Genomic DNA, 26,548 nt, shown 5'->3' on the forward strand with positions numbered 1-26,548 from the left:
CAGGCTACTGTTTCGCCAGCAAGGAAGTGATCATCTCGCGCACCACTTGCGCCGTCAGTTCTGGGTTTTCCATGGGAAACAGATGGCCACCCGGCACCTGGCGAAAAAATTTCCCGACCAGCTTGCGCGTGGCCTTCAAGCCCGCCTGCCGGCATTCCACCGATTCCGTGCCGCCAATAAAGCCGATGGGCACCGGCAAACCATCCTTGACGAGGCTGCCGATATGGTGCGGCAAGCCGCGGTAGACATCGGTTTCCACTTCGCGCGTAAAGCGCAACTGCACCCCGTCCGGATGGGGGACCAGGCCGCTGTCTATGTAATCGCGCAACACCTGCGGCGCCCAGATGGCGAACATATCCTTCGCCGCGAAATGGGTATAGGCGGCTTGCGCGTCCGGCCACAGCTTGCGCCGCTTGGCGGAAAAACGTGCCGGCGAGAACCGCTCGCCCAGCGCCGTGTTGCGCGCCAGCCGCACCAGCAAGGCGCGCCAGCCCGCCACCACGGGCGAATCGAGCAAGACCACACAGCGCACGAGATCCGGCCGCTGCTTGGCCACCATCACGCTGAGCATGCCGCCCAGCGAATGGCCGGCGAGGATCACGGGCGCGCTGTAGCGACGCTCCAGGTCATCGATATACTCGCGCACCAACTCGGGCCAGCCCGTGCTGACGGGATAATCCGGGTCGTGCGCATGCATGTCGAGCGCCTGCACGCTGTAATGCTGGCCCAGCAGGCCGAACAGCTTGCGGTAGGTACCGGCCGGATAACTGTTGGCGTGGGCAAAGTGCAGTTGCGGGAGTGTCATCGTGGGGCCGTGCCGGTGAATGCGATAGGCAATTGTAATGGCATGCCGGCAAGCCGTATCAGAGGAAGGCCTCTAATTGCCGGGGAGCTTGCGCCATGCCGGGGACGAACGAAGCCAGCACTTCGCCCAGCTCGGCGTTTGAATCCACCACGCAAAAAGCGTCGTCAAACGCGTGGTGACGGTTCATCTGGTTGCGCACGACGATGCATTCCAGCCCGGCGGCCCTGGCGGCGCGCAAGCCGCGCGGCGAGTCTTCCACGGCCACACAGTCGGCCGCAGCCAGGCCCAGGCGCTGCAGGCCCAACTGGTAGCCGTCGGGCGCCGGCTTGCTTTCGCCATACATTTCACGCGTCAGCACGAAATCGAAGTGCGGCAACAAGCCTGTGGCCGCATGGCTGATCTGGAAATGCTGTGCGTAGGCGCTGGTGACCACGCCCATGGCCACGTGCGGGCGCAGCGCCGCCAGCACTTGTCCGATGCCAGGCATGGCCAGTTGGCGCGCCTGGCGCAAGCGTTGCGCAAACAGCTCGGTGCGCTCGGCGCGCAGGCGCTCGACCAGTTCGATGTCATGGCCTTGCCCCAGCAACACATGCCAGGCGCCATAGTTATTGTCCAGGAACCAGTCAAAGAATTGCTTTGGCGTCAGGTCTATACCGTAGGGCAAGAGTAAATCGCGGTTGCTTTCGTAAAACAGCTGTTCGGTGGCGACCAGCACGCCATCGTTGTCCCACAGCACGCCCCGGATGGTTTTCATGGCTAGGGTAGGCTCAAAAACTTACTTGAAGAAGATGTCGTAAGACAACTTCACGATCAGCAGCACCAGCAGCACGAGGAAGAGGATGCGCACGAAGGCGGCGCCGCGGCGCACGGCGATCCAGGTGCCCGTCAGGGCGCCCAGGATGTTGCACACGGCCATCGGTGCGGCCACCGCGTAGACCACGTGGCCGGCGGGAATGAAAAAGGCCAGCGCGGCCACGTTGGTGGCGATATTCACCAGTTTCGAGCAGGCCGAAGCGAGGATGAAATCGAAGCCGAAGACGCGGATGAACAGGAAAATCAAAAAGCTGCCCGTGCCCGGCCCGAACAGGCCGTCATAAAAGCCGATGGCGCCGCCGATGACGATGGCCAGGATGCGTTCGCGCGGGCCGATGGGGCGCGCCTCGCGCGTGCTGCCGAAATCTTTCTTGATGAAGGTGTAGATGGCCATGATGATGATCAATAGCAGCACCATGGGGCGCACCACCTGCTGCGGCACGTAGGACACGGCGGCCGCGCCGATAAACGACATGATGAAGGCGCTGGCCACGGCCGGCAGCACCAGCAGCCAGGGAATGTTGACCTTGCCGACAAACGAGCGGGCGGCAAACGTGGTGCCGCAGGCGGACGCCAGTTTGTTCGTGCCCAGCAAGGACGTCGAGGCCATGTTCGGCATCAGGTTGAACAGGGCCGGCAGCTGTATCAGCCCGCCCCCGCCCACGGCGGCATCGATCAGGCCGGCAAAGAAGGCAAATAAACACAGCAGCGAAATGGTCAGCATGATAGGCAATGAGGAATGGGCGACAGCGGCAGTATAGGCGTCAGTCACTTTTCCGGATGCAACTTCAAATTGCGGAAAGCGCAATCAGGCGTAACGCTTGACGGAATGCACCAGGATGCCTGACTACTGCTTGCCGGTGATCATTGTGAACACGTTTTCCATCGGCACCAAGTTGCCGGAAAAACTGGCAATGGCCGCATCCACCCAGTCGTTCTGCGCAACTTTGGTGTAGTCCAAGTCAAAACCGGCATGCCTGACCAGTTGCTCGATGAATTGCCGCGTGCTGCGTCCGTTGCCCTCCCTGAACGGATGCAGGGCATTGATTTCGGCAAAGTGATAGGCGAGGCGCTTGACGAATAGCGGCTTATCGAGCGCGACAAGCAGATTGTCAAGTTCGATGGCTGGAAAGACCTGCTTGTCTGCATAGTTCTGGATCGCGGCGTGATGCGCAAAGAACGTGGAGCCCTTGGAAATATCCACGGTCCGGATTTTCCCGGCCCAGGCATACAGGTCTTGAAAGAGGTAGAAATGTATTGCTTGCAAGTGTGCTAAATCGAATCGTCCGACAACTGGGCTTTCCTGAAGCTCCATGGAGCGCTCGGCAGTTTTACGGAATTCGAACTGCCTCAATCGTTCCTTGTCGCGGATATCCGGCTTGTTACGCAGGATATCCGTACCAGGATAACAATAGGGGTCATTGAAAATCACGCGGCATGTAGCGCTGGCGATTTTTCCCCTCTGTCCGCGTCGGCACCAAACTGGACATCGGTAATGGCGCGCACCTGGGCAAGAGTGAGTTCGCCTTGAACATAGCGCTCAAGCAAAGCCAGATATTCCGGGTCAGGCTCGAAGCCTTCGATCGCCCAGCTTGCCAATGTTTGATTTACCGATCGTTGACGATCTTGCTGGGTAAATTTGGCCATCAATTTCTCCCGAATGCACGATGAATCGGGCTTTATTTTAGCACGACGCACGACGACCAACACAGTCGCCATACGGCGCCGGGCGAAGTTGCCCATCGTCAAAATTCGGCCAGGCGACGGACATCGCCCCGCGCCAAGCATTGCGAAAAACGCCATTATCCATGGCGCTTGACGAAATGCATGCCATGCAGTCTACTGGCCTCTTTTGCCGGGAGTCACCGATGTCGATGAAACTGATGTGGGAAATCCGCGCCTTCTGCACCGTGGTGGAAAAGCGCAGCTTCATCCACGCGGCGCGCATGCTGGGACGCTCGCCGTCGGCCGTCACGCGCGCCATCCAGTTCCTCGAAGACGCCATCGGCGCCGAGCTGATCCTGCGCACGCAAAAGCAGTTCACCCTGACGACGGCCGGCGAAACCTATTACGCGTCGGCCAAGCACTTGCTGGAAACACAGGCCGAGGCGGAAGACCAGTTGGCGGAATTGAGCAACTCGCCGCAAGGCTGGGTGCGCCTCTCTGCGCCGGAAATTTTGTCGCTGGGCTTCTTGCCGAAAGTGGTGGCGCAATTTTCGCGCGACTACCCGAATGTGTCCATCGATATCCATTTCTCGGACAAATCGATCGACCCCATCCAGGAAAAGCTGGACTTTGCCATCCGCGGCGCCTTTCCGCAGTCGAGCGAGCTGATCGGCTATCCCCTGTGGAATTACCGCCGCTATATGTACGCCTCGCCCGACTATATAGAACGCATGGGCGCGCCCGACGAACCGGAAGAGCTGGCCGGCCACGACATCATCATGCACTCGGCCCCGCGCATCCTGCGCGACTGGCATTTCGTTTCCAGCGAGCGCAACGTGCGCTACCAGGTGCAGCCGCGCTTCCGCTTCACTTCCGGCATCGCCACCTTTCAGGCCGCCCTGGAAGGCGCCGGCATCGTGCGCCTGGCCAGCTGGCTGGCTGAACCGGCCGTGGCTGCCGGTAATTTACGCAGGGTCTGCACGGCGTACCGGCTGACGTCGTCGAAGGAGCTCGATCCCAGCATCCATGCCGTGTACGGCACGTCGAAGATGGCCAAGGGAGCAAGGCTGTTTCTGGAATATGTGCGGCAGCGGGGGCTGGAGATACCCGATGAACGCATAAGTTAGCGTCTATTTGGCGGCGATAGCATCGCTATGCACGGCGAACGGCGCACCCTCAAAGACAAAACCGGCCACCTCGCGCATGCCCAGCCGTTCGACGCAGTGCGAGCACTGCTAGCAGTGGGCAACACCGCAGAGCGCCGGTTATGGAAGTCAGAAATCACAACAACTTATTAGGGGAGGTGCTTAATGTGCAACCTCACAAGCGGCCACCTCGCTGGCCTTGGCGCCATCCGCCACCTGCACGGCGCTTCGCTTGACATCGCCCCACAGGTAAAAGATGAGAAAAATTCCCACCAGTGGAAAAATAAAGTGCAGGACTTCATACTTTTTTTGCGGTGCAGGACAGTCTTCGTCAGCGCAGTTCTTCTTTCGCCATAGCCCCACCACGCCGTAGCGACACAAATAAATAACTGCGTTCATCGTCACTGCGAGTAGCCACACTGCCAAAATAATAAGGAGGCTGCCCAACCATGGCCTGACATTCGGTAGAAAACTCTTCGTCAGCACCTCCGAAAAGACGAGCGACAATAACATTCCGGTGGTAATGGACACCGTATGCGAAATGCCATGTATGACAGGCACCAGCACTTTCTGCCTAAAAAAATGCCCCCACTCGGCAGTCAACAACATCGTGCATGCCACCAGAAATAGGACAAGATTGAACAAGGGCCCTGGAATATCCTGGTAATGCACAATAAATTTGCACTGTAGTGACTTGGCCATGGCATTGACAGGCTGATCACTCGTAAATTGCAATCCAAATAAGATCAAGCCTGTAAACAAGCCACTCGCAATGCCAATACCCGTATGCTGCATCGCCTGCGCCAACGCTGGCGAAACGTCCTCCACATAACGTAACCATTGATCCCACCGAATCGAACGCAGGCGCCAGTAAGCAGCGTCGGCTTTCGCCACCAGGCGCTCGAAGGGATTGCATTCATCGCACATAATAAATCTCCTGTCCGGCATCCGGTGAGACGTATTACCTTATCGCCCATGCCAGTAACGTGGCCGGCTGGCCCGATACCGGGTCACCTCAACAGCGTCCCCAAACTCCATTACCACCGCGCCTTCCACATCCGTGCGCAGCCGCGCAATCCCCATCTCGCCATAGCGCGCGTAGACCTGCGCCTTCGGATGTTTATAGCGATTCCTGTGCCCGACCTGGAAAATCGCCAGGGCCGGATGGACGGCGTTCAAGAATGCTGATGTGGAAGACGTGCCGCTGCCGTGGTGGGGCGCCAGCAGCACGTCGGCGGCCAGCTCACCGTCTGCCGAGCGGCCAAGCAATTGCGCTTCCTGCGCCGCTTCGATGTCGCCAGCCAGCAAGATTGCATGCTTGCCCGCCGTGATTTTCACCGCGCAGCTGCGGGCGTTCGGTTTCAGGGAAATGTCCGTGTGGCTGGCGGGCAATGGGTGCAGCATGGCGAAGCGCACGCCTTCCCAAGTCCAGCGCTGGCCCGCCATGCAGTGCAGATACGGACGCCGGGCTTGCCGCCGGGCCTCGACGGCCGGGTGGCCGTCGAACAGCGACGAGGCCAGCCAGCCCACGTCTATATTTTCCAGCAGGGAAATGGCGCCGCCCGCGTGATCGAGGTCGCTGTGGGAAATGATCACGCCGTCCAGCCTGGCTATGCCGCGCGCGCGCAAATAGGGCACGATGACGCGGCTGGCGCCATCGGAATCGAGGCTGTAGGCGGGCCCCGTGTCGTACAACAAGCGGTGTCCATGCGTTTCCACCAGCACGGCCATGCCTTGTCCCACATCAAAGGCCGTGATCCACATCTGGCCAGGTGGCGGGCTGGACGGCAAGGCCGTCAGCAGCGGCAGCCAGCCCAGCATGCCCGCCCAGCGATGCGGCCATCCGCGTGGCGCCAGCAGCCAGGCCGTGCCAAACAATGCCCAGCAAAAACTCCACCATGGCGGCGCGGGCGCCGTCCACACGGCAAAACGGCGCGCCCCGAGCCAGTCCAGTACCTGCGCCAGCATCTGCACGATGGCGTGTGCCAGCAGCAACAGCCCGTCGCACAAGGGCGCGGGCAGCAGGCTGCCCGCCAGGGACAAGGGCGTGACGACCAGGCTGATGACGGGAATGGCCAGCGCATTGGCCACAGGGCTGACCAGCGACACTTGCGAAAACAGCAGCATCGTCAACGGTACCAGCCCCACCGTCACCACATACTGCGTGTGCGTACCGAGCGCCACGGCCGCGCGCAAACGGCGCCAGCGGCCGGCGCTCTCCGGCAAGGGCGCCGTGGTGCGGCCTGCCGTCGCGTACAGCATGGTGGCGACGGCGCCGAACGACAGCCAGAAACCAGGCCACAGCACGGCCCACGGATCGAGCAGCACGACCACGCCCAACGCCAGGCACAGGATATGGCCGATGCTGGTGATGCGCCCCAGCCACAAGGCCAGCGCCACCACCAGCAACATATATAAAGTGCGCTGCGCCGGCACGCCGAAGCCCGCCAGCAGCACATAGGCAAATGCCGCCAGCGCACCGGCCAGGGCCGCCACTTTTTGCGCCGGCAGCAGCAAAGGCAGTTGCCGCTCCGTGAAAAACGAGCGCCGCCACAGCGCGCCTGCGCCCAGGGCGAACATTCCCGCGATCATCGTAATATGCAAGCCGGAAATTGAAATCAGGTGGCTCACGCCCGTGCGGTTGAATACTTGCCAGTCCGACTGGGGAATGGCGCGCTGATCACCCACCACCAGCGCCACGATCACGCCCGCATACTGTTTATTCTCCAGGCTGCGCAGGATGCGCGCGCGCAGCACTGCGCGGCTCGCTTCCACCACGTTGCCGAAAGCAGGCACGAAGGCCGCCAGGCGCATGTTCGGCGTATCGGCGCGCGGCTGCGGCCGCACATAGCCGGTGGCGCGCACACCCTGCTCCAGCAGCCACGCCTCGTAATCAAAACCCATGGGATTCGCGTTGCCGTGCGGACGCTGCAGCCGCACCGTCAAACGCCAGCGTTCGCCCGGCTGCACGTCGCCCACCTCGTTCGTCACTTCATCGCGAAAACCCGCGTACCAGGACAGCGCGATCAGGGGCGGTACCTGCGCGCCAACCGCCTTTTCCACGGCAAAGTTAAAACGCACGCCCTGCTCGAAACGGTACGGCAAGCTGGCCACCGTGCCTGTCACGATGATGTCCTGCCCTTCATCGGCCAGCGCCAGTTGCGGCGCCATGGCGGCCTGGGCCAGCCAGGCCGCCCAGTAAAAGCCCAGTCCCACGCCGGCGGCAAGCGCGACAACGCAGCGCCAGCGCGCGTGGCGACGCAGCGCCAGACTAACCGTCAACCCCAAGCCAGCGATCAGCCACAGCAGCACGCCAGCATGGGCCGGCAAGCTGGCCTGCATCTGCAGCGAAGCGGCGCCAGCGGCAAAGCCGAGTATCAGGGTGCGCATGGGAAGGCAGGATCAAGGCAAAATCCGCTCGCTGCGAAAGGAACTCAGATACTCTGATCGCTTTCGACTCGTTGCCGTCTGATCTGGCGCAATGGCGGCGTGGATAAGAACGCCCAGGCACACCATCCGTCGCCACCGTTGGCGACACTTTCCGCATGCTAAGATGACCATCCGGCGCCAGGCGCCACGACTTTGCGGACCTTGCATGACTCCACTGACAGCGGCCGAAACCTATTTGCAGGATTTTCATCAAAGGCAAGTCGGCGTGACCAGCGCCGCGTTCGCCCATCTGCCGGCCAGCTCTCCCGTCGGCAGATGGGCTTCGTCCTACGCCGTGCTGACCGACCTCGTGCCGGTCGGCGATAATCCCTTGTCTGTGCTCGACCTAGCCTGCGGCAATGGCCATCTGCTGGGATTGCTGGCCGCCCGGCAACAGGCGCAGCTGCAACTGCTCGGCGTCGACATGAGCGAGGCTGAACTGGCCGTGGCGCGCGCCGCCCTGCCCGCCTCCGTGCGGCTGCTGCCAGGCCGCAGCCAGGCGCTCGACCTGCCATCGGCCAGCGTCGATTATCTCGTGTCGCACATGGCGCTGATGCTGATGGACGACATCGAACAAGTCGTGCGCGAAATGCGCCGCGTGCTGCGTCCTGCTGGCCACTTTGCGGCCATCGTCGGCCGGACTTTCTTGCTGGGCGAAGTGAACGACGTTTTCATGCGCGTGTTCAAGCCCATCGCCAGCGACGCGCTGCCGCCGCTGCGCTTCGGCGACCGGCGCGCGGGGTCGGAAGCGGGCTGGCGCGAACTGCTCGATGCCGGTTTCGCAGACGTCGAGTTCGACGACATCGACGTGCCATGGACGCCCACGCCGGGAGAAATGTGGACCGCCCTGCTGGACACCTACGATATCGACCGCCTGGACGATGACGCCAGGCAGCGCCTGCGCAGCGCGTTCCTGGATGCCGTGGCACCGCTGCAAACCGGTGACGGATTGATCGCCACCGGCTGGGGCCTGCGTCTGGTGCGCGGACGTGCCGCCTGAACATGCAGACGCCAAAGCTGGCGCCACCACCGCCCGTCCTCATCGACGGTATAATCGGCCTTGCTTACTTCAACACCCAGGCACGACATGACTTCCTCCGCACTTCCTTCCGACACTTCCACCGACATTTCCGACAGCAGCGAAGACAATAACGACGCCACCCTGGTCGCGGAACTGGGGGAACTGGCCGAGCATATCCACCTGGTCAAGATGGAAGGCCGCGTCTTCGTGCGATTTTCCGGCACGGTCAAGGCTGGCCGCCTGGTGGTGCCGTATGCGCTGGTGCCAAGCCAGGGCGTGCTGGCGCGGCCGGCCAAGTGGCGCAAGATGGACCGCGAAACCAAGCTGGCCCTGGTGCGCGAACGGGCCAGCGCGGCCGTCTTCGAAGAGCTGCGCCAGCACGTGATCGATTTCGTCGCCGATATCGCGGGCCTGAGCGAGGACGTGGACGCGGACCCGATGGTCTTCCTGCACACGCTGGCTGACATGCAGACGTCGGAGCCGGCCGGCATGGTCTTCGACCGCATCCGCCAGCGCTTCAATCACGCCATCGAGCGCCAGCAGGAAGAGCAGCACGCGGCGCGCACGCGCCAGAGCATCAACCTGGCCGAGTATCCGGCCTCGTTCGAGATGGCGCGCCGCCTGCCGCGCCGCTTCATCGCCCTGCTGGGACCGACGAACTCCGGCAAGACGCACCGCGCCATGGAAGCGCTGGTGAAGGCAAAGAGCGGCATCTACCTGGCGCCATTGCGCCTGCTGGCGCTGGAAAACTACGAACGCCTGCAGGAAGCCACGCCGCACGGCAAGCCGCTGGCCGTGAGCCTGATCACGGGCGAGGAACGCCGCGTGGTCGACGGCGCCACGCACGTGGCCAGCACGGTGGAAATGCTGGACACGAAAACCGTTGTCGAGGTGGCCGTCATCGATGAAATTCAGATGCTGGCCGACCCGGACCGGGGCGCCGCGTGGACGGCGGCCGTCTGCGGCGCGCCCGCCCACACCGTGTACCTGGTGGGAGCGCCGGAAGCGCGGCGCGCCATCGAGGCGCTGGCCGAGCGCCTGGACTGCCCTTTGGTCGTGCATGTCTTGAAGCGCATGGCGCCCCTGTCGATGGAGCCGAGCGCCGTGCGCAAGGTGCGCAACCTGCGCCGCGGCGACGCCGTCATCGCCTTTTCGCGCCGCGAAGTGCTGATGTGGCGCGACATGATCACGGAAACGGGGCTGTCCGTGGCCACCGTCTACGGCAACTTGTCGCCCGAAGTGCGGCGCGCGCAGGCGCAGCGCTTCCGCGACGGCACGGCCGATATCGTCGTCGGTACGGATGCACTGGCGATGGGCCTGAACATGCCGATCGCGCGCATCGTCATGACCACCTGCGTCAAATACAATGGCCGCGAAGAGGAAGAGATTTCGGCCGCGCTGGCGCGCCAGATCGCCGGGCGCGCGGGCCGCTATGGCGTGCACGAGGAAGGCCTGGTGGCCGGCTACGACAACGAGACGCATGAAGTCATGCGCGCGCTGCTGAAGGAAAAACTGCACCCGCTGAACACCAGCGGCTTTGCCGTGGCGCCCTCGCTCGAACACCTGCACCGCATTTCGTCGGTGACGGGCGAGCTGTCGCTGTCAAAACTGCTGCGCCGCTTCATCCACAATATCGACGTGCCGGACGGTTTCTTCTTCCCCCGCATCACGCAAGACCAGCAAGATCGTGCCGTCTGGCTCGACACATTACCGCTGTCCGTGGCCGACAAGTTCACGCTGTCCCTGGTGCCGATTTCGAGCAAGGTACCATCCTTGCAAACGGCGTGGGAGCACTGGGCGAAGAATCTGTCGCAGGGAAAAACCAGCACCTTGCGCCAGCACGCGTACGGCGGCGGCACGCAGAATCTGCAGCAGGTGGAAGACACCTGCCGCTACTATTCGGCGTATGCGTGGCTCAGCTACCGCCTGCCCGAATTCTTCCCCGATATCGCCGTGGCGCAGAACCTGTCGCGCGACGCGTCGGAACGGGTCGACTCCATCCTGCGCGCGCACAATGCGGCTTCGCGCGGACGCTCGAAGAAGTTCAAATAGGCGTAAAAAGTAAGCGTCAACCGATTGGCCAGAACCAGACTTCGCCGCAATCCCAGTAGCACTCCGTGCCGCACAGCTTCACGCCGATGGACGGCAGCAGGATGTCGATATGCCCACCCGCGCCGCCCAGGTAGCCGGGAATGCGGAAGAAGGCGACCATGCCCTGGCGCTGGCCGATGCCGGCATTGGCCGCCCCGCGGCTGAATTTTTCGGGCGCGCCGAACAACGCGGGGCTGGCCAGCATGTGCGCCAGCTTGGCTTGTCCCGGCTCGATCAGCGCGCCCTTGAACGGCCCCTTGCGAATCGCCATGCGGCCTTGCAGCTGTATGCCCGCCTTGATCAGCGCCAGGCTGACGCGAATGGCGCAGGTGTTGGCGAAACTGTCCTTGCCGATCAAATCTTCCCAGCCGATTTCGCCGAACAGGGCCGCCTGGTCGACGGCGGCCACGCTCGAATAATTTTCACGCAGCTTGATGAATGCAGGTTTCACGTCAGCCTCCCGTTGCTCCTGGTGGACAGGGAACATCAGGCCGATTGTAGGAGGATGCGGCAGCCCCGCACTGAGCGAGGTCAAGCACAGGTAGGGTAGGTCGGATTAGCGCGTCCGAAGGGCGCGTGTAATCCGACGACATTGTTGCCGCTACGGCTGTTGTCGGGTTACGGCCTTTGGCCTAACCCGACCTACACGTGCGAGGCCGGTGAAAGTTACGGCTTGCCCGGCGCCGCGTAATGCAGCTTCAGCACCAGCCCGTTATGGTCGTCGGCCATATAGATATCGCCGTCCTGGCCCTGCTTCACGTCGACGGGCGCGCCCCTGCCCTGCTTGCCCTTGCGCTCCCAGTTGCCGATCAACTCGACGGACTTGCCCAGCGGCGCGCCGGCCTTGTCGGGCAGCAGCGCCACCAGGCGGTGGCCGTTGCCGCGGTAGCCGTGGTAGCCGATGATCAGGCTGTTCTTGTACAGTTCGGGGAAGCGGCTGGCCGTATAAAAGGTCATGCCCAGCGGCGCGGCATGGCCGGGCAGCAGGCGCTGCGGCGCCGCGTATTGGGCGGCGCAAGCCGTCTTCGGATATTCGGGACTGGCGACGTTGTCATCGTAGCAGTACGGCCAGCCGTAATGCCGGTCGGCCTTGATCAGGTTCAGCTCTTCGTGCGGCAGGTTCTCGTCGTTTTTCAACTGCGGCATGGCGGCCTGGATGGCGTCGCGCGCGTTTTCCGCCTGCCACAGCTCGCCCGTCGCAGGATGAAAAGCCAGCGCCATCGAATTGCGCAAGCCGCGCGCATGCGTGCGCCAGCCCGTCACCGTGCCGGCCGGCCAGGCCATCGTGTATTCGCGGATGGCGCCCAGCGCTTCCGGGCCTTCGGCCGAAGGACAGGCCTTGGCCGGATCGGGCGCCTTGCCATCGCTCTCGCAATGGTCGGTGCTCGATCCCACGTTCACATACAGGTCGCCCTTGGGGCTGAAGCGCATGTTCGTCAGCAGGTGCAAACCGAGGCCCGGCAGGCGCGGCGTTTTCGCCGTGCCGCCGATGATGTCGGTGAGGGCGCGCGATGGATCGCGCAAGTCGAAGCGGAAGATGCGTCCCACCTCGCCCACGTAGACCATGCCGTCCGGTCCTTGCACGATGCCGTTCGGGCGATCTAGCTTGTCGAGCAACAGCTTGCGCTCGTAACCGGCGCCGGCCGCCTTGCGCTGCAACAGCCACAATTTACCCTGCTTCGGCGCCCATCCCGCCATGTCCGTGACGAGGATATCGCCATTCGTCAGCGGCAGCACGCCACGCGGGAATTTCAGGCCGTCGGCCAGCACGGCCACGCAAAAGCCGGCCGGCGTGGTGACGTCGAGGCGCGGCATGCCATCGCACTGGGCATTGACGGCCGCCAGGGCGGGTGCCAACGCGCTGCTCAAACAGGCCGCCAGGGCGCCGGTGATGATCTTCTTGTTCATAAGGGTGTTTCCATCAAGGGTAATCGGGGCAGCACGGCGCGCGCGTTGGCGCTGGTCGCAGCCGCCACTTGCGCAATATCCAGGCCGCGCAATTCGGCCAGCACGGCGCCGATGCGCGGCAATTCTTCGGGACTGTTGCGGGCCGGGTGAATCCAGCTAGGGGAAATGTCGGGCGCATCCGTCTCCAGCACGATGGCGTCCAGGGGCAAGTCCGTGGCCATGCGGCGTATCTGCAGCGCGCGGGTAAACGTCATGGCGCCGCCGAAACCGAGCTTGAAACCCAGGTCGATATAGCCCTGCGCCTGCTGGAAGCTGCCATTGAACGCATGCGCGATGCCGCCGTTCGGACGGATCTGGCGCGCGTGCTTGAGTACCATGTCCTGCGAGCGGCGCACGTGGGCCAGCACGGGCAAATCGAAGTCGCGGGCGATTCTCAGCTGCTCGCGCAAGAAATGCTCCTGTTTGGCGCGCATGGCCGGTTCGCACAGCATGGGAATGAAGAAATCGAGGCCGATTTCGCCGATGGCGACAAAGCGCGGGTCATGCATGGCCAGCGCCACGGCGTCGCGCAGGGCGAGCAAATCGTCATCGGTGGCGTGCGGCACGTAGATCGGGTGGATGCCGAGCGCATAGCAGACGTTGGGCGCCGCTGCCGCCAGGTCGCGCACGATGCTGAAATTGGCCCGTTCGACGGCGGGAACGACGATCATCGCCACGCCTTGCGCGGCCGCGCGCGCCGACACCTGCAGCGATTCGCCGCCGAATTCATACGCGTCGAGGTGGCAGTGCGTGTCGATCCACATGGCGGACTCCTAGTATTGGTAAGGCTGCAGCCCTTCATCCGTCAGGCGCAGCACGCGATCGCAGCGCTTGGCCAGTTCGATATCGTGAGTGACGATGACGAAGGCCGTGCCCAGGGTGCGCGACAATTCCAGCATCAGGTCGAAGATTTGTTCGGCCGTGGCGTGATCGAGGTTGCCCGTCGGTTCATCGGCCAGCACGCAGGCCGGCTGCGTGACGAGGGCACGGGCCAGGGCCACTCGCTGGCGCTCGCCGCCCGACAATTCGCCCGGCGTGTGCGTGACGCGCTTGGCCAGGTTCACGCGCGTGAGAATCTGCTGCGCCAGCTCGGTGGCGGGCGCGCGCTTCATGCGCCGTATCATCAGCGGCATGGCGACGTTGTCGAGCGCGGAAAACTCGGGCAGCAGGTGGTGGAACTGGTAGACGAAGCCCAGCGAGGCGTTGCGCAAGTCGCCGCGCGCCTTTTCGCTGAGGGTGGCGAAATCCTTGCCCAGCAGGGTTACCTTGCCGCTGGTGGGCGTATCGAGGCCGCCCAGCAGGTGCAGCAGGGTCGACTTGCCGGAACCGGAGGCGCCGACGATGGCGACGCGTTCGCCACGGTGGACGTCGATGTCGATACCGGCCAGCACCTGCACCTTGTAGCTGCCCTGCGTGAAAGTCTTGCCCAGGCCTCGGCAGCTAAGGACGGCGGAATCGGCGGAAGCGCCGTTGGAGGCAGGTTTGTTCAGATCGGTCATGGTAGTCGTCAGTGGTTTATTCATAGCGCAGGGCTTCCGCAGGTTTGACGCGGGCAGCCCACCAGCTTGGGTACAGGGTCGCCAAAAAGGCGAGGATCACGGCCAGCACGCCGATCTTGGTGACGTCGGGCCAGCGCAGGTCGGACGGCACGGTGCTGATGAAGTAAATGTCCTTGGAGAGGAATTGCACGCCCAGCAAATGCTCGATGAAGGGCACGATGACGTCGATGTTCATCGCCACCAGCACGCCGCCGCCGACGCCCAGAAGCGTGCCCAGGATACCCACCAGCGCGCCCTGGATCATGAAGATCTTCATGATCGAGCCTGGCGAGGCGCCCAGCGTGCGCAAAATAGCGATATCGGCCTGCTTGTCCGTCACCGTCATCACCAAGGTCGAGACGAGGTTGAAGGCCGCCACGGCGATGATCAGGGTCAGAATGATGAACATCATGCGCTTTTCCGTCTGCACGGCGGCGAACCAGTTGGCATTCAGCTTGGACCAGTCGCGCAGCCACAGGTCGCCCGGCATGGATTTTTTCAATTCGGCTGCCACTTGCGGCGCCTGGTTCATGTCGACCAGGCGCAAACGCAGGCCGGACGGGCCGTCGAGGCGCAGCAAACGCTGGCCGTCTTCGATATTGATGAAGGCCAGACCGGCGTCGAATTCATTGTGGCCCGCCTGGAAGATGCCGCTGACGGTGAAGCTGCGCATGCGCGGCAGCACGCCGGCCGGCGTGACCTGGCCCTGCGCCAGCATCAAAGTCACTTTTTCACCGAGGTTGACGCGCAAGGCGCGCGCCAGCTCGATGCCCAGCACGATATTGAAGGTGCCCGGCTGCAGGGCCTTGAAGCTACCCATGCGCGTCTGGCCGGCCACGTCGGAGACGTTCGGCTCTTCCTCGGGCAGCACGCCGCGCACGATGGCGGGACGCAGCGCGTCGTCGCGCAGCAGCATGCCCTGCGTTTCAACGAACGGCGCGGCGCCTTTGACGGCCGGATTTTTAAAGGCTTGCGCCGCTTCCGCGCGCCAGTCAGGCATGCTGCCGCTGTTGTCGAACACTTCCACGTGGGCCAGCACGGACAGCATGCGGTCGGTGACTTCCTTCTGGAAGCCGTTCATCACGGACAGCACGACGATCAGCGCCGCCACGCCCAGGCCGATGCCGGCCATGGAAATGAGCGAGATGAAGGAGATAAAACTGTTGCGGCCACTGCGCTTGCCGGCCCGCGTGTAGCGCAGGCCGACCAGCCATTCGAAGGGAATATTTTTTAACATGCTTGTGATGTGATTGATTCTTGTGTAAGCGACATGCCACCGTGCTGACCCAACGGCGAAGTGCCGGGGTCGGACCCTGAGGGTCCGACCCCAGGTTCTGCCTTAGGGGTAATTTTCTTACTCATAGCGCAACGCCTCGGCCGGCTTGACGCGCGCGGCGCGCCAGCTCGGGTAGATGGTCGCCAGCAGCGCCAGGCCAAAGGCGATCAGGCCGATCTGCGCCACGTCCAGCCAATGCACGTCCGACGGCACGGCGCTGATCTGGTAGATTTCCTTGGAGATGAAGTGCAAGCCAAAGATGCCTTCGATGAAAGGCACGATGACGCCCACGTTCAGCGCCAGCACGACGCCGCCGATCACGCCCAGCGCACTGCCCAGCAAGCCCACCAGCGCGCCCTGGATCATGAAAATCTTCATGATGGAAAACGGCGAGGCGCCCAGGGTACGCAAAATCGCGATATCGGCCTGCTTGTCGGTGACCGACATGACCAGGGTCGAGACCAGGTTGAAGGCGGCCACGGCGATGATCATGCTGAGGATGATGAACATCATGTTCTTCTGGCTTTGCACCAGCGCATACCAGCTGGCACTGGCGCGCGACCAGTCGCGCATCCACAGCTGGCCCGGCATCGAGGCTTTCAGTTCGCGCGCCACCTGCGGCGCCTGGTTCATGTCATGTAGACGCAGACGCAGGCCGGACGGGCCGTCGAGCTGCAGCAGCTGCTGCGCATCCTGCATGTTGACGAAGGCCAGGCTGCCATCGAGTTCATTGTGGCCTGCCTCGAAGATGCCCGCCACCTTGAGCGCGCGCATGCGCGGCATGACGATGCCAGTGGCCGGATCGCCCGCCCTCGGCTCGCGCTCGAGCATCAGGGTCACGTTCTGCCCCACTTTCACATCGAGCGCCTTGGCCAGGTCGATGCCCAGCACGATGTTGTACGAGCCTGGCGTGAGATCCTTGAAACTGCCCTGCTTCATCTGGGAGGCCACGCTGGAGACGGTGGCTTCCTGCTGCGGCAGCACGCCGCGCACGACGGACGGGCGCATGGTTTCGTCGTTCAGCAGCATGCCCTGCGTTTCCACGAACGGCGACACGGCTTTCACTTGCGGATTGGCGTAGGCGGCGCGCTCCTGCGCCTGCCAGTTCGGCATGGAACCGCTGGTGTCGAACACCTCGACGTGGGCCAGCACCGACATCAAACGGTCGGTGACTTCCTTCTGGAAGCCGTTCATGACGGAGAGGACGACGATCAGGGCCGCCACGCCCAGGCCGATGCCGGCCACGGAAATGAGGGAAATGAAGGAAATGAAGCTGTTGCGGCCACTGCGCTTCCCGGCGCGCGTATAGCGCACGCCGACCTGCCACTCAAAAGGAAATTGTTTGATGATGCTCATGCGCTCCCGCGACAACGTAATATGCGAGCGCGCAGTGTGCCACACAATGGACTTTTTATGCATGAAACTATGTGTGCAACGCCGCACCCGCGCAGCAATTGTCCTATTGCGCCAGGCCGAACACCTGCAACAGCTGCCCGGACAGGGCGTACTGACGCATCTGCGCCAGGGTCAAACGGTGCATCTGGTCGATGCGCCGCTGCTGTATCGTGAAGTAGCTGTCACGCGTCTGGATGATCTGTTGCAGGTTGCGCCGGCCCGCCTCGTACTGGATGGTCCCGCCGCGCACGACAAAGGCCATCTTCTTTTCCTGCTCTTCCAGCAAGGCCAGGGTGCGCTGCGCATTGGCGATACGCGGCAGCATGCTGGCCAGGTCGGCGCGCGTGCCCTGCTCGGCGCGGACCACGTCCGCGTCGGCCGCCTGGGCGCGGCTGATGCTCTCGTCGCGCTGCGCCAGGCTGCCGCCGCCCAACGGAAACTCCCAGCTCACGCCCACCGACCAGCCGCGCTGCTGGATGGTCGATGGCGGCGGCGTGGTCTTGTTATTCAACAGATGGCTGACATCGAGGTCCACTTTCGGCGCCAGGGTGGCCGCCACGCTGCGCACGCGCAGCCGGGCGGCGGCGGCGCGTTCGCGCGCGGCGCGCAATTGCGCCTGCTGCGTGTCGGCGTTTTCCAATGCCTGCGCCGGCAGCGGCGCAAACGTGAAGTCGGCAAACTGCGCCACCGGCTCGAAAGCCAGCGCTTCAAGCTTGATCTGCGCGGCCAGACGGTCCGTCAGCAAGCCGTCGTGCACCAGTTCCGCATCGAGCTGCGAGCTTTGCGCCAACTCGCGGTCCACCTCCGATGCCTTGCCCAGCTCCGCCTGGCGCATCACCTGTTTCACCAGCTGCGTCACGTCGCGCAAGCGCTCCTGCGACTGCAACAGGCCGCGCTCCAGGCGCTGCATGTCGAAATAGGCTTCGGCCAGCTTTTCCGCGCTTTCCTCCCTGGCGCGCTGCACGTCGAAGGCGGCGCCCGCCACTTCGCGCCCGGCCGCATCCATTTCGGCGCCGTCGGCGCCGCCGTTGTACACATTCCAGCGCAGGCTGGCCTCCACCTGGTGCGTGCGCCGTTGCACGTCCAGCGTGCCATCGAGGTCGTTGCTGCGCCCGCGCGTGGCCTGCAGCGCCGCAGTCGGAAACAGGCGCGAACGGGCCTGTTTGTAGCGCGCCTCGGTGGTGGCCAGCGCCGCCTGCGCGGCGACCACTTGCGGATCGCGCGGCACGGCGCGCGCCAGCAAGGCCGGCAAGCCGCGCGCGGACTGCGCCTGGAAGGTGGCCGGTGGCGCGGACTGGGCCACCGCGTTTGCGCAGACCAATACCATGCAAAGTAAAAAAGCACGCATCAACGCTCCTGCAGGGAAGACTGCAAGCCGCGCAGCACGGGCTTGAACACATATTGCATCACCGAGCGGCGTCCCGTCAGGATGCCCACGTCGACCGGCATGCCGGGCGTGATCGGCAGTACCTTGCCATGCGCCGTCAACTGGCGGCGGTCGGTGCTGAGCTGCACCTCGAAATACGGCTCGTTACGCTCGTCGGGGATGGCGTCGGCGCCCACGCGCACCACCTGCGCCTGCATGCGGCCATAAGTGGTGGCGTCATACGCGAGCACATTGGCCGAGGCGCTCTGCCCCACATGGATAAAGCCGATATCGGACGGTTTCACGCGCACGGAGATGAGCACCTCGGAGTCGGCCGGCACGATTTCCAGGATAGGCTTGCCTGGCTGCGCCACGCCGCCGACGGTGGCCACCAGCACGCGGTTGACGACGCCGTCGACGGGCGCCGTGATGTCGCGCCGGCTCACTTGATCCTGCTGGCCCCTGACCGTGCTGGCCAGGGCGCCCGCCTTGGTTTCGTATTCGCTGCGCTGCGCGCCCCACTGGCCGCGCATGCGCGCTTCGACTTCGCCGGCCTGCGCCTGCGCTTCGGCCAGGGTGGCCAGCAGGCGCGGCACGGAGCTGCGCAAGCCGTCGAGTTCCGTGCGCTGCTGCTGCACGCGCTGCTGCGCATTCAGGTAGTCGCCGCGCGAACCGGCGCCCTCCTTGAACAGCCGCTCCTCGATGGACAGACTTTCCAGGGCAATTTTCAGGCCCGTATCGAGCTGGGCGATGCGGCCGTGCGCCTCGGCCAGCTCGCCGCGCCGGCGCGTCACGCCTTCGCGCGCGGCCGCCGTGGCGGAGGCGAATTCGCGCTGCCCGTCGCGCCACAACTGGGTTTCCTTGGCGATCAGTTCGGGCGCTTCTTGCTGCCATGCCGGCTCGAAGCGGGGCGTGCCGCCCGTCAGCAGCGCGTCCAGGCGCGCCCTGCCCGCCAGCGCGGCCAGGCGATTCTGCACGCTGGCGCCCAGGTTGGCTTCATACTGGGCCGTGTCCAGGCGCAGCAGCAAATCGCCGCGATGCACTTGCTGGCCCGGCTGCACCAGCATCTCGCGCACGATGCCGCCTTCCAGGCTTTGCACTTCCTGCAGATGCGATGGCGGCGTGATGGCGCCACGGCCATTCACGGACACGTCGAGCTGGGCGAACGTGGCCCAGGCCAAGGTCAGCACCAGCAGCACGGCGATCAGCGCCAGCATGCGGATGACGAGGCGCCGCGGCTCGCGTTCCGGGTCCGGGTGGGCCGCCGGCAGCGGACGGGCGTTCAGGGCGCTCATGCCGTGGCTCCCTGTTCCACCGCAGGCTTGGCTGCCTGGCTATTGAGCACGCGCATGACCTCGTCGCGCGGGCCGTCGGCCACGATGCGGCCACGGTCGAACACGATCAGCCGGTCCACCAGCGCCAGCATGGCCATGCGGTGCGTGACGAGCACGATGGTGGTGTCCTGCAAGGTGCGCAGGCGCGCGATCAGGCGCTGTTCCGTGGCCGGATCGAACATGCTGCTCGGTTCATCGAGCAGCAGGATCGGCGGCTTGACCAGCAGCGCGCGCGCCATGGCCACGGCTTGCCGCTGGCCGCCGGACAGGCGCTCGCCCCGCTCGCCCACTTCCGTCGCCACGCCGTTGGGCAGCTGGGTGATGATGTCGTCCAGGCAGGCCAGGCGGATGGCGTCGAGCAGCTTGGCGTCATCGGGCTGGCTGCGGCCCAATTCGATGTTTTCGCGCAGCGTGCCATGGAACAGGGTCACGTCCTGCGGCACATAACCGATCTGGCGGCGCAGGCTCAACGGTTCGAGCTGGGTGCTGGCCAGGTCGTCGAACAGCACGCTGCCGCTTTGTGGACCATACTGGTTGAGCAGCAAGCGCAGCAAGGTGCTCTTGCCAGAACCGAGCTTGCCGATCACGCCCACTCTTTCGCCGGCGCGGATCTGCAGGTTGAGTTTATCGAGCAGCGGCGGCGAGTGCGGATACGCAAACCCCACGTCGCGAAATTCGATGCGTCCGGACAGGGGCGGCGCCTGCAGGCTGGCCGCATCGTCGTCGGTGGGCGCTTCCATGATTTTATTGAGTGCGTGATACGACAGCTTGGTCTGCTCCCAGCGCATGATCAGGCCCGCGATCTGGCTGACGGGCGCCAGGGCGCGGCCCGTCAGCATGCTCACGGCGATGATCTGGCCCAAGGTCAGCAGGCGTTCGCCCATCAGCAAGGCGCCGACGGCCACCACGGCCGTGCCGGACAGGGCCAGCACGGCCGTGTTGATGTAATTGACGCGGCTGACGATTTCGCGCGTCTCGACGCTGTTGGCGGCGATGGCCACGGTCAGGCTTTCCCATTTGCGGCGGCTCCACGCCTCGGCGCCCAGCGCCTTGATGGTGTCGAGGCCATTCATGGTTTCAAACAGGTGCGCCGTGCGCTGGCCGCTTTCCTGCATCGAGGCGGCCACATGGCGCGCCAGCGCCGCGCGCGAGGCAAAGGCGACCAGCAGCAGGATGGGAATGGCGGCCAGCGGCACCAGCACCAGCCAGCCGCCGACCAAGGCAATGACCAGCAGGAACAGCAGCAGGAAGGGCAAGTCGCCCAGGGTGGTCAGGGTGGTCGAGGCGAAGAATTCGCGCACCGATTCGAAATCGCGCACGGTATTGGCCAGCGTGCCGCCCGAGGCGGGCCGGCTGGCCGCGCGCAGGCGCAGGCACTGGGCGAAGATGCTCGACGAGAGGGCCACATCCATGCGCCGCGACGCCGTTTCCACCAGTTCGCCGCGCAGCAATCGCATGGCCAGTTCAAAACCGGTCAGCGCCACCACGGCGATCGTCAGCACCCACAGGCTGGAGGTGGCGTTGTTCGGGATCACGCGGTCATACACGGCCATCGCGTAGAACGGCACCAGTGCGCTGATGATATTGAGCACCAAAGTGCCCAGCAAGGCCCAGCGGAAAACCCAGCGGTTGCGATTGAAGACATCCCAGAACCAGCGCCCCGCCGCCGGCATGCTGTAGAGCAAGCTGCGCTGGTCGAAGAACATCACGGGACGCACGGCCACCCAGCGTCCGGCGGGCACTTCCTGCGCCAGCATGGCCGCGTCCAGCCAGGAACTGCCTTCGATGCCGGGCACATGGCATTCATACTTGCCGTCGGCGATCGTCAGCACCACCAGCGCCTGCCCCGCGCCATTCAACAGCAGGGCCGGCATTTCCGTGGGACGGCGCGGCTTATCCAACGGCAGCGGCGTGCCGGCCAGGCTGCCATGGGCCAGCGCCTGGTCGAGGAAGCCGGCGGCGACCGGGTCGCCATGCGCGACCACGCTGGCGCGCAGGCGTTCGGCCTGCAAGGCAACGCCGAAAAAGCGCGCCAGGAAGACGATGGCCTCGGCGATGGCATCGGTGGACATGCCGGCCGAAGCGGTGGAAGTGTCGGGGGGTGGGGTCATGATCGGTTCACAATAAAACGCTGCGGCGCGCCGGTCGGGCGCGCCGCAGCGGGAACGCTATCGCTTGCGCGATGAGCGAGGGTTAATTCAGCGCGGCGGCGCCCTTGCGGCGGCGCGCCATAAAGCCCAGCAAGCCCAGGCCGGCCACCAGCATGGCCCAGGTTTGCGCTTCCGGCACCGGCGACACGCTCAGCAGGGTTTGCGAAGCGGGGTTGACGCTGGTCAGGCTGGTGTAGTTGTACAGGTTCTTGATGCTGCCGTCGCCCGTCGCCACGCCCAGCATGGCGTTGGCCTGGCTGACGACTGCATTGTTCAGGTTCCTGAAGCGCAGCTCGCCCGTCGACAGGTTGCTGTTGTCATTATTCAATTCCCACAGGGCCAGCTGGAAGGCGGCGGCACTGTTGGCATTGGTCGACACATTCGCGATGGACGAGGCGTAATAGCCCTCGTACAGGCGCTTGACGGCGTCGCTGGCGGCAAAGACGCCACTGCTGTAGTTGTTCGAGACGTTGCTCAGCCCGACATGGGGATCGAGGCAAAAGGCCAGGAAGGTATTGCTGTCGTACTTGACTTGCCACAAGGTCGGCGAAATGCTGCTGCCGGCGCCGAAAGCGCCGCCGCTGGCCGTAAACACACTGACGCTATGCGAGTCGACGACTTGCAGATTGGACGCGGCCAGGGCGCTGCCGCTGGCGAGGGTGAAAACAGCGGCTGTGATGGCGGCGCGGACGATCAGGTGCATCGATTGTTTCATGGTGTATTCCCTATTATTTATCAAATGTGGAGAGCGCCGGGCAGGATTACTGCCCGGCAAGAGACATCAGGCAGCCATTTCCTGGGGCTGTGCAGTGGTGTGTGCCATGGCGCGGCGCAATACCTCCGCCATCTCGCACTGCGCCTGGGCTTCGACAGCGGGAGCAGCCGGGGCTGCAGCCACCGTGGCGACGCTCGCATCCTGCCCCAGCGCCGTGTCGAGCGCATGGTCGTCGCGCAGCAAGTCAGCCATGCTTGGCAGCGATACGCCGGCCTTGGCCGCATCCTTGGCATCGACGTTGAAGTACACGTCCGTCATGTCGACCGTCTTGCCGTTGGCCAGGGTGGCGCTGCTGCGTTCCAGGTGCAGGTTGTCGTTGGCGTCGAGGAAAGGCAGTGCCGTGTAGGACACCGTCAGGCTGGCGACGCCCGCGTCGTGCAGCGACATCAGTTCGCCGTCGTCCGTCACGCCATTGCTGTTGGCGTCGCGCCAGATGCGCAGTTCGGCAAACTTGTCATCTTTCGCGTCGACCACGCCGTCGCCGTTCGAGTCATAGCTGGACAGCTTGGCAAAGCCCGTGCCCTTCTCGTTGCCGCCAAACAGTTCGGAAATATTGTCGATCTTGCCATTGCCATTGCTGTCGATGGCCAGCAAGCCGTCATGGGCCGAAACCCAGCCCGACTGGATGGCGCTGCCCGTGCCCAGCAAGTCGAAGCTGCCGTGGAAGTCGGCGCGGGCGATGGTATGCACGCCGTCGCCGTTCAGGTCGATCACGATAGGCGTGATGGCGGCATCCCAGCTCATGTCGTTCTGGCCCGAGGCCAGTTTCAGGACGTCCGTGTAGACCACGTTGGCATACGAGCCATTGCTGTTGACGTCCGAATCGACGTTGTCGTTCGAGCCCACGTTCTTCACGCCCCAGCGCCAGCTATCCATGGCGTAGCCGGCGTGGTACACGCCCGATTTGTCGAACTTGAGCGAGTAGCTGCCCGGATCGAGGTCGGCAAACTTGTAGTTGCCATTCGAGTTCGTGTAGGTGGTCGCCAGCAACGTCCCACTGCCCGAAAACAGTTGCACCTTGATGTTGGCGATGCCCGCCTCGTTGCTATCCTGTACGCCGTCATGGTCGGCGTCGCGCCACACCTTGTCGCCCAAGCTGGCCTTGCGGTAGATGCCCGCATCCCAGCTCATGTCGTTCTGGCCGGCGGCCAGGTTGATCAGGCCGGAACGCCCCGTGCTCGTATCGATGTCGGAATCGCTGGCGTCATTGCCGACATTCGCCTTGGTGTAATAAAAACCCGATGGACGCACGACTGCCACCTTGTAGCCGCCGGCGACGAGATTGTCGAACAGATAATTTCCGCTGGCATTCGTCGTTGTCGTGGCAATGATCTGGTTGCTGGCATTGAGCAGGTTGACTTTCACCCCCGCCACGCCCAGTTCGCCCGCATCCTGCACGCCATTGTAGTTATTGTCTTCCCACACGCGATTGCCGATGCTGCCAGTGACAGGCGCGCATTTGACCAGGCCCGCATCCCAATCGAGCTGGACGTCACCCGATTTCAGCGCGATCATGGTGGTGGTCAGACCGGTGGCCGGATTGACATCCGAATCGGTGGCGTAGCCGCCCACGTCCGCCTTGGTGAAATTGTAGCCGGCTGGTGGCACGAAACCCAGGTAGTAATTGCCGGGCACCAGGTTGCTGAACAAGTAATGGCCAGTGGCATCGGTGGTGGCGCTGGCCACCACGGCACCCGAAGCGTTGTACAGATTGACTTTCACGCCACCCATACCCGCTTCGCCCGCGTCCTGCGTGCCGTTGCCGTTGGCGTCAAGCCACACGCGGTCGCCAATGCTGGCTGTTTTATACAGGCCCGCATCGAGGTCCTTGTAGTTCTGGCCGGCGGCAACGGTCACCAGGGCGCTCTGGCCTGCGGCGTTGATATCGCTGTCGAGCGCATCGTTGCCGCCCGCATCCTTGACCGTGCTCAAATAGCCTGGCGGCGCGACGACGGCGACGGAATACGTGCCGGCATCGACGCTGAAATTGTAATAGCCGGCGGCATCCGTGACGGTCGAGCCGATCACGCCGCCGGCCGCATTTTTCAGCTGCACCGTGACGCCGCCGATACCCGCTTCGCCCGCATCCTGCACGCCGTTCAAGTTGGCGTCATGCCAGACGCGGTCGCCCAAGGAGGCCGGCAGGGCCACGATGCCCGCATCCAGGCTATGGTTGCTGTCGCCGGAAGCAAGCAGCACTTGCGCCGTCTTGCCGTCGATGGCGCTGGCGTCGGAATCGCGCTGCTCGTCGCCGCCCTGGTCCTGGCCCGTGAAAGCATAGCCAGCAGGCAAGCTGGTCTTGTCGAACTGGACGCTGTAGGCGCCCGGTTTCAGATTCGTGAACAGGTAGTTGCCATTCGCATCCGTGACGAGCGGACTGCCGACGGCATTGCCCGACGCATCGAGCAAGGTCACTTTCACGCCGGCCACGCCCGCTTCACCCGCATCTTGCACGCCGTTCTTGTTGGCATCGAACCACACGCGGTCGCCCAGCTCGGCGGCGCGGTACAGGCCCGCGTCCAGGCTCGAATTGGTCTCGCCCGGCGCCAGGGTGACGGGCGCCATGTTGCCGGCCGCATCGATATTGCTATCCTTGGTCGCGTCGCCACCCTGATTGGCTGCCGTTGCCGTGTAGCCATTCGGCGTGACGACGGTGACGGAATACGTGCCGGGATTGACATCGAAGTGGTAGCCGCCATTCGCGTCAGTGGTGGTCGATGCCACCACGGCGCCGGCGCCATCTTTCAATTGCACCACGACATTGGCGATGCCCGCTTCGCCCGCATCCTGCACGCCGTTGGCGTTCTTGTCTTCCCAGACGAAGTCGCCCAGGTGGGCCATCGGTACGTTGAAGGTCAGGTGATGCGGAACCAGGCTCAGGTCTTGCGCGTTGCAACCGGCGGTGCCGCCGTCATCGCGCACCTTGAAGCCCAGATCGAAATTGCCGGCCACGCTCTGGCTAGGCACAAAGACCAGGTGGCCAGCGCGGATGTCGTCGATGGCAATCTCCGTGCCGACCGCGACGGCCACGCCATTGAGCAAAACCTGGCCGGCAGTCGTCGTGTTGGTGATGACGACCGACTTGAAACCGTTGTGTTCCACCTCGTCGTGGAAGCCGAAATCGCTTTCGCTGAGCACGACGCTGGCGCCATCGACCAGGTTGAAGGTCTTGTCGGCCGCGTCGGGCGCGTCGTTGACGGGATCGATGATCACTTGCAGTTCCAGCTGGAAGAGATCGCCATTGCCCTTGTCGATCGTCACCTGGATGGTCGAGAAATTGCCGTTGTAGTTGGCTGCCCAGTCGCCGGGACGCACATACACGGTGTCCGCGTCGAGCATGCCGAACAGGGGCGTGTTGCTGGTCGATTCCGTATCATCCGGTAACAGGACGGTAAAATTCTTGATGTTCAGCTCGCCTTGCGCCGTGTAGCCGGCCTGTATCAGCAAGTCGCGGATATCAAAGTTCTTGTTGATGTCTTCGCACACGTGAACCGTGGTCGACAGATTGTAGGTAGTCATGCGGCCTCCTGGCGATGCGCAGCGCTGGCGGCAGGAGTGGAAACGTGAGAGGCCAGGGCGCGATCAACCTGGCTGCGCAAAGCGGCGAATGTATACATGAGTGGGCTTCCAAGAAAGAAACTTGTTTAAAAAATGAAGCCGGCAGCATCTTGTATACAGTTTCGAGGGACACAAGAGCCAAACGACGCAACCACACAGCAGGGGTGTGATTATCTTTCTGACATTTAAGTTGACGCAATTATATCGTCGATATTTTCAAAAGCAAATTGTTTTCCCTAA

21 protein-coding genes are annotated in these 26,548 nt (G+C 63.6%); 3 read left to right on the forward strand and 18 right to left on the reverse strand.

Features of this window, described 5'->3' with window-relative positions:
• Window positions 1–4 precede the first annotated feature (4 nt).
• The 5 genes from K0F86_RS07795 to K0F86_RS07815 all read right to left on the reverse strand — a co-directional run bounded on the left by K0F86_RS07795 (window position 5) and on the right by K0F86_RS07815 (window position 3,265).
• Window positions 5–805, reverse strand: coding sequence for an alpha/beta fold hydrolase (locus K0F86_RS07795; protein WP_219133865.1), 801 nt, complete (start codon window positions 803–805; stop codon window positions 5–7).
• Between the two features lie 58 nt (window positions 806–863).
• A complete protein-coding gene (locus K0F86_RS07800; RefSeq protein ID WP_219133866.1) occupies window positions 864–1,559 on the reverse strand; it encodes an HAD family phosphatase in 696 nt (231 codons plus the stop codon).
• Between the two features lie 21 nt (window positions 1,560–1,580).
• The gene (locus tag K0F86_RS07805; RefSeq protein ID WP_219133867.1) at window positions 1,581–2,342 is read right to left on the reverse strand and encodes a TSUP family transporter; all 762 of its coding nucleotides are present in this window, start codon (window positions 2,340–2,342) and stop codon (window positions 1,581–1,583) included.
• Window positions 2,343–2,465: 123 nt separating this feature from the next.
• Window positions 2,466–3,050, reverse strand: coding sequence for a Fic family protein (locus K0F86_RS07810; RefSeq protein WP_219133868.1), 585 nt, complete (start codon window positions 3,048–3,050; stop codon window positions 2,466–2,468).
• Window positions 3,047–3,265, reverse strand: coding sequence for an antitoxin VbhA family protein (locus tag K0F86_RS07815; protein ID WP_219133869.1), 219 nt, complete (start codon window positions 3,263–3,265; stop codon window positions 3,047–3,049). Before K0F86_RS07815 ends, K0F86_RS07810 begins: the two co-directional genes overlap by 4 nt.
• 221 nt (window positions 3,266–3,486) lie before the next feature.
• Here K0F86_RS07815 and K0F86_RS07820 point away from each other — a divergent pair, with 221 nt between their 5' ends.
• Window positions 3,487–4,410, forward strand: coding sequence for a LysR family transcriptional regulator (locus tag K0F86_RS07820; protein ID WP_219133870.1), 924 nt, complete (start codon window positions 3,487–3,489; stop codon window positions 4,408–4,410).
• A gap of 180 nt (window positions 4,411–4,590) precedes the next feature.
• Here the strand turns inward: K0F86_RS07820 and K0F86_RS07825 are convergent, their stop codons facing one another.
• Together K0F86_RS07825 and K0F86_RS07830 are read right to left on the reverse strand one after the other, a co-directional pair.
• Complete coding sequence (locus tag K0F86_RS07825; RefSeq protein WP_219133871.1) at window positions 4,591–5,355, reverse strand: hypothetical protein; 765 nt, start codon at window positions 5,353–5,355, stop codon at window positions 4,591–4,593.
• A gap of 39 nt (window positions 5,356–5,394) precedes the next feature.
• Complete coding sequence (locus K0F86_RS07830; RefSeq protein WP_219133872.1) at window positions 5,395–7,818, reverse strand: DNA internalization-related competence protein ComEC/Rec2; 2,424 nt, start codon at window positions 7,816–7,818, stop codon at window positions 5,395–5,397.
• 205 nt (window positions 7,819–8,023) lie between these two features.
• Here K0F86_RS07830 and K0F86_RS07835 point away from each other — a divergent pair, with 205 nt between their 5' ends.
• Both K0F86_RS07835 and K0F86_RS07840 read left to right on the forward strand, forming a co-directional pair.
• Window positions 8,024–8,857 (forward strand): class I SAM-dependent methyltransferase, encoded by an 834-nt coding sequence (locus K0F86_RS07835; RefSeq protein WP_219133873.1) that lies wholly within the window; start codon window positions 8,024–8,026, stop codon window positions 8,855–8,857.
• Window positions 8,858–8,944: 87 nt separating this feature from the next.
• The gene (locus K0F86_RS07840; RefSeq protein ID WP_219133874.1) at window positions 8,945–10,930 is read left to right on the forward strand and encodes a helicase-related protein; all 1,986 of its coding nucleotides are present in this window, start codon (window positions 8,945–8,947) and stop codon (window positions 10,928–10,930) included.
• Window positions 10,931–10,946: 16 nt separating this feature from the next.
• Here K0F86_RS07840 and K0F86_RS07845 read toward each other — a convergent pair whose 3' ends face one another.
• From K0F86_RS07845 to K0F86_RS07895, 11 genes are all read right to left on the reverse strand, one after another.
• Complete coding sequence (locus K0F86_RS07845) at window positions 10,947–11,420, reverse strand: T6SS effector amidase Tae4 family protein (RefSeq protein WP_219133875.1); 474 nt, start codon at window positions 11,418–11,420, stop codon at window positions 10,947–10,949.
• A 215-nt stretch (window positions 11,421–11,635) separates the two neighbouring features.
• A complete protein-coding gene (locus tag K0F86_RS07850; protein WP_219133876.1) occupies window positions 11,636–12,877 on the reverse strand; it encodes a sorbosone dehydrogenase family protein in 1,242 nt (413 codons plus the stop codon).
• On the reverse strand, window positions 12,874–13,680 hold the full coding sequence (locus tag K0F86_RS07855; protein ID WP_219133877.1) for a TatD family hydrolase: 807 nt from the start codon (window positions 13,678–13,680) through the stop codon (window positions 12,874–12,876). The genes K0F86_RS07850 and K0F86_RS07855 overlap by 4 nt, the downstream gene beginning before the upstream one ends.
• Window positions 13,681–13,689: 9 nt before the next feature.
• Window positions 13,690–14,415, reverse strand: coding sequence for a lipoprotein-releasing ABC transporter ATP-binding protein LolD (gene lolD, locus K0F86_RS07860; protein WP_035819561.1), 726 nt, complete (start codon window positions 14,413–14,415; stop codon window positions 13,690–13,692).
• Window positions 14,416–14,431: 16 nt separating this feature from the next.
• Entirely contained in the window at window positions 14,432–15,691 is a 1,260-nt protein-coding gene (locus tag K0F86_RS07865) for a lipoprotein-releasing ABC transporter permease subunit (RefSeq protein WP_219133878.1), read from the reverse strand.
• A 117-nt stretch (window positions 15,692–15,808) separates the two neighbouring features.
• Complete coding sequence (locus tag K0F86_RS07870; protein WP_219133879.1) at window positions 15,809–17,086, reverse strand: lipoprotein-releasing ABC transporter permease subunit; 1,278 nt, start codon at window positions 17,084–17,086, stop codon at window positions 15,809–15,811.
• Window positions 17,087–17,189: 103 nt separating this feature from the next.
• Window positions 17,190–18,473, reverse strand: a complete 1,284-nt coding sequence (locus tag K0F86_RS07875) for a TolC family protein (RefSeq protein ID WP_257572036.1) — start codon at window positions 18,471–18,473, stop codon at window positions 17,190–17,192.
• Window positions 18,473–19,786, reverse strand: coding sequence for an HlyD family type I secretion periplasmic adaptor subunit (locus K0F86_RS07880; RefSeq protein WP_219133880.1), 1,314 nt, complete (start codon window positions 19,784–19,786; stop codon window positions 18,473–18,475). The genes K0F86_RS07875 and K0F86_RS07880 overlap by 1 nt, the downstream gene beginning before the upstream one ends.
• Entirely contained in the window at window positions 19,783–21,936 is a 2,154-nt protein-coding gene (locus K0F86_RS07885) for a type I secretion system permease/ATPase (protein WP_219133881.1), read from the reverse strand. The genes K0F86_RS07880 and K0F86_RS07885 overlap by 4 nt, the downstream gene beginning before the upstream one ends.
• Window positions 21,937–22,018: 82 nt before the next feature.
• The gene (locus K0F86_RS07890; RefSeq protein WP_219133882.1) at window positions 22,019–22,690 is read right to left on the reverse strand and encodes a thioester domain-containing protein; all 672 of its coding nucleotides are present in this window, start codon (window positions 22,688–22,690) and stop codon (window positions 22,019–22,021) included.
• A 66-nt stretch (window positions 22,691–22,756) separates the two neighbouring features.
• Complete coding sequence (locus K0F86_RS07895; protein WP_219133883.1) at window positions 22,757–26,269, reverse strand: SdrD B-like domain-containing protein; 3,513 nt, start codon at window positions 26,267–26,269, stop codon at window positions 22,757–22,759.
• Window positions 26,270–26,548 lie beyond the last annotated feature (279 nt).

It is taken from the genome of Janthinobacterium sp. UMAB-60 (genome assembly GCF_900095235.1).
Taxonomy (GTDB): Bacteria; Pseudomonadota; Gammaproteobacteria; order Burkholderiales; family Burkholderiaceae_D; genus Janthinobacterium.